The sequence below is a fragment of the Candidatus Kryptoniota bacterium genome (assembly GCA_036567965.1).
Classification (GTDB): Bacteria; Bacteroidota; Ignavibacteria; order Kryptoniales; family JAKASW01; genus JAKASW01.
Genome location: DATCTN010000007.1, coordinates 296314 through 305047, shown reverse-complemented (window position 1 = coordinate 305047; position 8734 = coordinate 296314). Strand labels below are relative to the sequence as shown.

The 8734-nt window shown below is 50.3% G+C and carries 7 protein-coding genes; 5 read left to right on the top strand and 2 right to left on the bottom strand.

Annotation, left to right across the window (positions count from 1 at the left end; genetic code table 11):
- The first annotated feature begins 374 nt into the window (after nucleotides 1-374).
- The gene (locus VIS48_02955) at nucleotides 375-737 is read left to right on the top strand and encodes a NifB/NifX family molybdenum-iron cluster-binding protein (protein HEY9165100.1); all 363 of its coding nucleotides are present in this window, start codon (nucleotides 375-377) and stop codon (nucleotides 735-737) included.
- A 134-nt stretch (nucleotides 738-871) separates the two neighbouring features.
- Entirely contained in the window at nucleotides 872-2074 is a 1203-nt protein-coding gene (locus tag VIS48_02950; GenBank protein HEY9165099.1) for a HAMP domain-containing sensor histidine kinase, read from the top strand.
- Here the strand turns inward: VIS48_02950 and VIS48_02945 are convergent.
- A complete protein-coding gene (locus tag VIS48_02945) occupies nucleotides 2045-2407 on the bottom strand; it encodes a DUF488 domain-containing protein (protein ID HEY9165098.1) in 363 nt (120 codons plus the stop codon). The genes VIS48_02950 and VIS48_02945 overlap by 30 nt on opposite strands.
- A gap of 15 nt (nucleotides 2408-2422) precedes the next feature.
- The gene (locus tag VIS48_02940) at nucleotides 2423-4225 is read right to left on the bottom strand and encodes a chloride channel protein (protein HEY9165097.1); all 1803 of its coding nucleotides are present in this window, start codon (nucleotides 4223-4225) and stop codon (nucleotides 2423-2425) included.
- Nucleotides 4226-4521: 296 nt separating this feature from the next.
- On the opposite strand from VIS48_02940, the gene lpdA reads away from it, so the two are divergent.
- The 3 genes from lpdA to VIS48_02925 are packed head-to-tail and all read left to right on the top strand — an operon-like array spanning nucleotide 4522 to nucleotide 8721.
- Complete coding sequence (gene lpdA, locus VIS48_02935) at nucleotides 4522-5928, top strand: dihydrolipoyl dehydrogenase (GenBank protein ID HEY9165096.1); 1407 nt, start codon at nucleotides 4522-4524, stop codon at nucleotides 5926-5928.
- Between the two features lie 11 nt (nucleotides 5929-5939).
- Nucleotides 5940-6650: a lipoyl(octanoyl) transferase LipB gene (gene lipB, locus VIS48_02930; protein HEY9165095.1), complete on the top strand. Its 711-nt coding sequence runs from the start codon at nucleotides 5940-5942 to the stop codon at nucleotides 6648-6650.
- The gene (locus VIS48_02925) at nucleotides 6637-8721 is read left to right on the top strand and encodes a dehydrogenase E1 component subunit alpha/beta (protein ID HEY9165094.1); all 2085 of its coding nucleotides are present in this window, start codon (nucleotides 6637-6639) and stop codon (nucleotides 8719-8721) included. The genes lipB and VIS48_02925 overlap by 14 nt, the downstream gene beginning before the upstream one ends.
- The last annotated feature ends 13 nt before the right edge of the window (nucleotides 8722-8734 follow it).

Below are 8734 nucleotides of genomic sequence, written 5' to 3'. Positions count from 1 at the left end.
AGTGACATTGACAAATTCTCTTACTGTCATTCCCGTCCGACCGCAGGATCGGCGGCCGGATCGTGGGGACGTGCTCTTAGCGGGAATCTATCTCCATTCTCAACCATGGATTCCCGATAGGAGCGTTCGGGAATGACATTTTTGTTTTTTGAACGCCGGAGAACACTCAACGATGGGACATTTCAGTAGCGTCAAAATAGCCCACTACCTAATTCCCGTTGAGCGCAGCGTAATCGACGCGTTAATTCCGAAGCGGGGAATATATCCAGGCACCATTTGACTTTACTCGTGGTTATCTAGAGACAACATGGGAGACGCAAGAGGGAAAGTTCTCCCTTACAAAATACTGAATCGGATTGCTGGAGAAGTGAGCAATGAAATTTTTGATCGCGTCTGAGGGAGGGGGATTGGGAGACAGCGTGAGCCTGCATTTTACGAGAGCGCCATTCTTCATACTCTTCGATCCGGGGAAAGGCTCGTGCGAAGATATTACCAACAACGGCGAATCGAGACCCGAAATTGTCATTCACGAATCGGCGAAGCACGGAGTGAAGGGACTGATCTGCGGTCACGTAGAGCCCGACGTTTTTCTCACGGCGCAGGACAATTCGCTCACCATTTTCCTCTCGCCTCCGATTACGGTGCGGAAGGCGGTCGAGATGGCATCCAAGAACCAGCTGAGGATCGCGCAGGCACCGACAATTTTCCCGGGAAGGAGCCGGCAAGGTGGTTCCTAACGACCGTAATGCCTCAGCCTGTAAAACATATTTTTCCTCTCTTCTCTTGATATTCCAGGCGGGTCGGATTATAATGCGCTTGCATGCGCTCCTCTAATCCATCTTCAGTCAACCTCAAGCTTGGGCTTGTCGCGATGGCAATCATAATTGCGGCCGGAACCCTGTTTTATACACAAGCCATTGTCCGCAAACTTCTCGAACGCGAGACACGAATCGCCCATCTGTATGCGAAGTCGCTTCAATACCTCGCCAGCGATCAATCGGCATCACAGGACTATAGCTTCATATTCGATGATATGCTCGGGTCGATCGATTTCCCGATGATCCTTACGGACAGTAACAACGTTCCATTTGAACCCTACAAAGGTAACATCAGGAACGTCTATTTGGACACGACGCTCACGCTGAAGGAGCAACATGATTACCTTGTCGGACTTGTGAAGACCATGGACAGCGAGTATCCTCCGATTAAGGTTTCTCTTGGAAATATTGTGCTGAGTTATGTTCATTACGGCGAATCCGACCTTGTACTGCAGCTCCGGTATGTTCCGTATGTGGAATTTGCGATCGCCGGCCTTTTCATTCTCATCGGGTACTTCGCATTCAGTTACATTAAGCGAAACGAGCAATCGAATATCTGGGTCGGGATGGCTCGTGAAACTGCCCACCAGCTCGGCACTCCGCTTTCGAGCCTGATGGGTTGGCTGGAAATTCTCAAATCCGATGTATCGGAGGAGCGTAAGTCGGAGATCATCTCGGATATCGAGCAGGACGTCGGACGACTCAACAAGGTAACGAAAAGATTTTCGAAGATAGGCTCGCTCCCCGAATTGAAAAACGAGAACGTCGCACAGGTAGTCGGGAACGTCTTCTCATATTTCAGTAAGAGAATTCCTCAAACCGGGAAGAGAGTCACTCTTGAGCTGACGGGCGAGAAAAACCTCTGCGCAAAACTCAACCCGGAACTTTTCGAATGGGTCCTCGAAAACATGATTAAGAATTCTCTCGACGCGATAGAAGACAGGGAAGGCAAAATAGCAGTCAATCTCTCGCGGGACGACGATCATGTCGCGATAGACATCACCGACTCGGGTAACGGCATCGATATGAAATTCCGGCGGGATATCTTCAGGCCCGGTTACTCGACTAAGAAAAGGGGATGGGGTCTCGGGTTGAGTCTTACAAAACGGATCGTTGAATCGTACCACGATGGACAGGTGTTCCTCAAAGACAGCAAACTCGGGAAGGGTTCAACGTTCAGGATACGGCTGAATTTAGTGGAATGCCCGTCCCGAGATCGTTCGGTCTTACCCCAGAAGGAAATCGCGCAGGACTGAGGCGGAGTTAAATACTTTTTCTCTCGACGCGTACAGAAGGGTGAGATTTCCGTCCGACAATCTTTCCTTCAACGATTCAATAAGCTCTTTCTTCTTGTGAATCTCAGACCTGTACCGCGCGGCGAACTCTTTCCATTTTTCCTGATCATGATGGTACCATTTCCTGAGCTCCGGGCTCGGCGCAATTTCTTTCATCCAGAGGTCTATTGCCGCCTTTTCCTTTGTGACTCCTCTCGGCCAGAGTCGCTCGACAAATACTCTGAAACCGTCGTCTTCTGATCGCGGTTCGTAAACTCGTTTGGTCTTCAGGACGGCAGCGCGTTGCTTACTCAAGGCCTTTTCCTTTCTTTAGACGTTGACCTGGCGTTTGCTGATCCAGCTGAGAAACCTCGCTCCGTTCTCGACTGTCGATTCCTCTTCAAGCTGCTTCAATCTGGCGGAGAGGACGTTCGCGCGGCCGAGGTAGCCTACGAGTTTCCTGGGATTCTGTCTCTCCACTACAGGCAGACGCCCTACGTTGTTCCTCAACATCTTTGCGACCGCGTCGAAGAGCGACTCGTCAGTGAAAGCCGTGACGAGATTCGTCGAAGCAATGTCGATGATTTTTTTGCCGGAGCTGTTCTGGTCGACGGCCTTTAGCAGATCACCCTGGGTTACAATCCCGACGAGATTCTCGTGTTCGTCGAGTACAGGATAAGCTTTGTGCGCGTTATACTTGAAGTCTTCTTTCACAATCTTGTCTGCAAGTTCAGCTACTTTCTCATTTGCATATGCCAGGGGCGGGTTCTTATCCATGACCTCACGAACCGGCGTCAGTCTGAGTACGTCAGCGTCATACTCGGAGTAAATGTGCACACCTCGGCGCGCGAGTTTTTCTGTCATTATCGAATGCTTCAGGAACGTCAAAGCAATTGCCGATGAGATAACTCCCACGAGCATCAGGGGAAGTATTGCGTCATAATTTCTGGTAATTTCGAATGAAAAGACGATAAAGGCAAAAGTAGATCGCGCCGCCGCGCCGAATACGGCCCCCATGGCGACAAGCGCAAAAGCGGCGGGGGTGAGATTGGCGCCGGGGATAAGTCGATTAACAATTATCGCGAACGCTCCGCCAAGAGCCGCGCTTGCCATGAACATGGGCGCGAGAAGTCCCCCTGATGTTCCTGAACCGAGCGAGATCATCAGTGCGATCGACTTGAACACAAGGAGAAGGAGCAGGAGGTTGAGCGCGAAATGTGCGTTCAAGATATCAGAGATTGTGTCGTATCCGACTCCGAAGACCTTAGGAATGAAAAATCCTATGATCCCGAGTCCAAGCGCTCCTATTGCCGGCCACCAGAGCGGATCTATTGGGAGCTTCTCGAACTGGTCCTCTGTCCAGTAAAGCGTCTTTGAGAAAATGACAGCGGCAATACCGCATAGCACGCCAAGGACGACGTAGTATAGCGCGTCATTCGCAATGTCGAAGTTCATCGAGCCGACATGAAACATCGGTCCGGGACCGAGCAGCTGGAACCTGGTTGCGGTCGCTACTGCCGTCGCAATAACAAGTGGTATGAACGACCTGGCTTTGAATTCAAATAACAGGAGTTCGACGGCAAGAATCACGCCCGCGATCGGCGTACTGAACGTGGCTGCCATTCCGGCACCGGCACCGCACGCAAGCAAGATTTTTCTCTCCGAAGCGGTCATGGGAATTGCCTGACCAATGAGCGATCCGACAGCTCCGCCGGTCTGAATGATCGGTCCTTCGGCGCCAAATGGTCCGCCGGTCCCTATCGCTATTGCAGCAGACAGTGGTTTCAAAACTGCGACTCTGCCGGAGATCTTGCTTTTGTTAATTACCACTGCCTCAATGGCCTCGGGTATGCCGTGACCTTTTATCTTCGACGTCCCATACTTTGCCATCACTCCTACAATCAGACCGCCGATGACCGGAACGATTATCGCTACAAGTCCAAGCGTATTATACTGTGGCGTGACGAATTGGAAAGAGAAGCGGTGATAGAACGAAAGATTCGTGAATAAACCTATCAGGTTGTAAAGAACGAATGATATTATTCCTGCACTCAACCCGACGAGTGCCGCGAGAATTGACATGAAGAAAAGTCTATATGACGAATTTGGTTCTCCCATTAGGTTGATTTTCATTTGAGCTGTCCTCGTTAGCGTTGGTTTCTTGAAAAAAAGAACAAGCGAATTCTAACTTTAGTTCAGAACAAGGATTTTCGTGCCGGACTCTGTTTATAAGGTTCATGTCGGAGGTAAACTCATCTCGTTTGATTTAATAGGCACATTTCAATTATATTTTTGTGCAGTCACAGAGATTTCACGTTATTTTGTTTACGAGAGAGTGGTAATTTCTGCGCAAAAAGCACAGGATTAGCGTTATCTGACCAATTGAAATCCGCCAAAAGCGGATTCTTCATAAATGTTGAGGTGATCAAATGGCCGAATTAAAGAAATACGATCTCGTGGTTCTTGGCGGCGGACCCGGAGGATATGTTGCAGCTATAAGAGCTGCACAACTCGGAATGAAAGTCGGTTGTGTCGAGCGCGACAAGCTCGGAGGTATATGTCTCAACTGGGGATGCATTCCATCCAAAGCGCTCCTCAAGAGCGCGGAAGTGATGTGGAACTTCAAGGACGCGAAAGAATACGGCCTGAGCTTCGATAATCTACGCGTGGACTTCAAGCAGGTAGTGAAAAGAAGCCGCGACGCTGCGGACAGATTGTCGAGAGGCGTCGAATTTCTTTTCAAGAAAAATAAGATCGAGAAGATAAGCGGCAACGGTAAATTGATCGCGCCCAACAAGATTTCCGTCACCGACAATTTCGGAAAAGAAGTGGCACAAGTTGAAGGAAAGAATATCATAATATCGACCGGCGCCCGACCGCGTGAACTGCCGGGGATCAAGATCGACAGAAAGAAAGTGATCACGAGTACCGAGGCAATGATCCTCGAGGCAATCCCGAAAGATATGATCATAATAGGTGCCGGGGCTATCGGTGCGGAGTTCGCATATTTCTATAACGCATTCGGTACTAAAGTTACACTCGTGGAGATGATGCCGAATATTTTGCCCGTCGAGGATACTGAAGTGACGGCGCAACTGGAAAGGGAATTCAAGAAGCAAGGCATCGAAGTTCTCACCGACACGAAGGTTGAATCTGCGGCGGCTTCGGGCAACGGCGTGTCTGTAAAGATCTCGAACAAGAAAGGGGCGCAGGAGCTCAAGGCCGAAATCGCATTGGTTGCCGTCGGTATACAGGGAAACTCTGATAATCTCGGTCTCGAGGCACTTGGAGTGCAAGTTGAGAAATCATGGATAAAAGTCGACAAGACTTCTTACAAGACAAATGTGAATGGTGTTTACGCGATCGGTGATGTGATTGGGGCGCCGTGGCTGGCACATGTCGCTTCGGCGGAAGGCATCCGCTGCGTCGAGAGAATTGCCGGCGTCGAGACTGAAGTGCTCGACTACAATAGCATTCCCGGCTGCACGTATTGTCAGCCGCAAGTGGCAAGTATCGGTCTTACCGAGAGTAAGGCAAAAGAGATGGGCTATGAAACTAAGATCGGTCGCTTTCCGTTCTCAGCTAATGGAAAGGCAATTGCAACAAATGAGTCGGTCGGTTTCGTGAAATTGATTTTCGACGCAAAATACGGCGAATTGTTGGGAGCTCATATCCTCGGATACGGCGCGACTGAAATGATCGCTGAATTAGGCGTGGCGAAGAAGCTCGAGACGACTCCATATGAAATTGTGAGGACTGTCCACGCGCATCCGACTCTGACTGAAGCTGTAATGGAGGCGGCGGAAGACGCGCTTGGTCATCCGATCCACATTTAAGCCGAGAGAATTTGAATAAATCGCTTTTAATAGACTTAAGCACCAGTGATTATTCCTTTGCATGGGATTTGCAGAAGACTCTTCATCGCGAACGGGTAGCACGAAACATTCCTGACACGATACTTTTCACAGAGCATCCTCACACTTATACCATCGGAAAATCGGGCGGTGAGGACCATCTCCTCGCAAGTGACGACGAGTTGAAAAAAAACAACGTCAGTGTTTTCAGGATCGATCGCGGTGGAGACATCACTTATCATGGTCCGGGACAATTGGTCTGTTATCCGATATTCGATTTGAACGATCACTATCTCGACGTTCACCGTTATCTTCGCGACCTTGAGGAAGTGGTAATCCGAACACTACGCGTATACGGAATAGAAGGTCATCGTGAACCCGACTATACAGGAGTCTGGGTTGGAAGTGAAAAGATTTGCGCGATCGGAGTGAAAGTCAGCAAGTGGGTCACGATGCACGGCTTCGCGTTCAACGTAAATACAGACCTCTCGTACTTCGGGCGAATAATTCCATGCGGGATCTTCCACAAAGGAGTGACCTCACTTTCAAACCTGATCGGAAGAGAAGTTGAAATTTCAGATGTGAAAAGAAAAGTCGCCGGGGAGCTTGCCGGGGTTTTTCAAACAGAAATCACGCCGGTGAACCTGGACCAATTCATGGACGATTTTCATATAAACATGGAGAGTGAACATGCCTCCAGTTAAGAAATCCGCTGCAAAACAGGGACAAATTTCGAACGGACACGATACAATAACTCTAGAGTCCGGGAAGAAAATCTTAATGCCGGAGAAGCTCATAGAAGGTTACAAACTGATGCTTCTGGCGCGCCGGCTCGACGAAAAAGAGCTCGCGCTATTAAAGCAGGGAAAAGCGTTCTTCCACATCGGTGGGTCAGGCCACGAAGCGATCCAGGTCGCCTGTGCGATGAATCTCAAACCGGGATACGATTGGGCATACCCGTACTATCGTGGATTGGGTTTCGCGATCGGTCTTGGGTTCACGGCTGAAGAGATAATGCTCGCACAGCTCAACCGCGCGGAGGATGTAATGACCGGCGGCCGCCAGATGCCCGGGCATTACGGAAAAAATTCTCTGAATGTTCCCACACAGTCGAGTCCGACCGGGACTCAATTCCTGCAGGCAGTAGGGACCGCAATGGGTTGTGTTAGAGACGGAAAAAACCAGGTAGTGTACGTCTCATCGGGAGAAGGTGCCACGAGCGAAGGAGAATTTTCTGAAGCGCTGAACTGGGCGTCGCGCGAAAAATTGCCCGTCATTTTTTGCATCGAAGACAACCATTATGCAATAAGCGTTCCCGAATGGCAGCAGACGGCCGGAGGATCAGTATACGAAATTGTTAAAGGTTACCCGAATCTGCAGCGTTACAAGGTTGACGGCACAGATTTCATCGCGAGCTTCGCCGTCGCAAGCGAAGCCGTAGCGCGCGCAAGGAACGGATCCGGACCAAGTGTGATAGTTGCAGATGTCGTCAGGCTCCTTTCACATTCGTCTTCTGACGACGACCGGAAGTACAGGCCTAAGGACGAGATTGAAAAGGATCACGCGCGGGATCCTCTTCTTGTGATGGAAAATGTTCTGATCGAAGAGAAGATCCTGACTCATTCCGAGATCGAATCGATCCAGAAGGATGTGAAGAAGAAAGTCGACGAAGCAGCTGATTGGGCAGAATCTCGCCCGACTCCGGAAGTGTCGACCGTTTTTTCTCATGTTTACGCGCCGAAGGAAACGTACTCCGGGTGGGAGTTCGAGAAGTCCATCCCGGCGGGCAAGCCGGTGGTCATGGTCGATGCGGTGAACCACGCGCTTCACGAGGAGATGCTGCGAAATCCCAGAGCTATCATCTACGGAGAAGACGTAGAAGATGGAAAGGGAGGAGTCTTCACTGCGACGAAAGGACTCTCCACGAAGTTCGGAAGAGAGAGGGTTTTTAATTCGCAGCTCGCGGAGGCAAGCATAATCGGCACCGCGTTCGGATTGTCGCTGCGGGGGTTTAAACCGGTAGTTGAGATCCAGTTTGCCGATTACATCTTTCCCGCCATGATGCAATTGAGAAACGAAGTTGCGATGATGAGATACCGTTCCGACAATAAGTGGTCGTGCCCGATGGTTATACGCGTACCGGTCGGCGGCTACATTCACGGGGGACATTATCACAGCCAGAGCATCGAGAGCATTTTTGCGCATTGTCCGGGAATTTATATCGCCTATCCTTCGACTGCGCAGGACGCGAAAGGTCTACTGAAGACCGCGATACGGATGGCCGACCCGATTCTGTTTCTTGAACACAAAGGATTGTACAGGCAGAGTTACGCGATGAGCCCGGAACCTGATCAAGACTATCTGATCCCGTTCGGTAAAGCCTCCGTCCGCCGCGAAGGGAAAGACATCTCGGTGATAACATACGGCGCGCCGGTTTACTTTGCTCTCAACGCGGCGAAAAAACTTTCCGAAAAAGGAATTGAAGTAGAAGTAATCGACCTCAGGACAATAGTTCCGCTCGACAAGGAAGCAATTCTCCAGAGCGTAAGAAAGACTAACAAGGTTCTGGTCCTCAGCGAAGACACGCGCACAAGCGGATTCGCAGCAGAGCTGACAAGCATAATTGCTGAAGAGGCGTTCGAGTACCTCGACGCGCCGATCAGAAGAATAACCGCATTTGATTCTCCGGTTCCCTACAGCCCGCCTCTCGAAATCGCTGTCCTCCCGAGTGAGGCGCAGGTGATGAAAGTCCTGGAAGAACTGGCGGCTTACTAAGAAGGAGGATGTG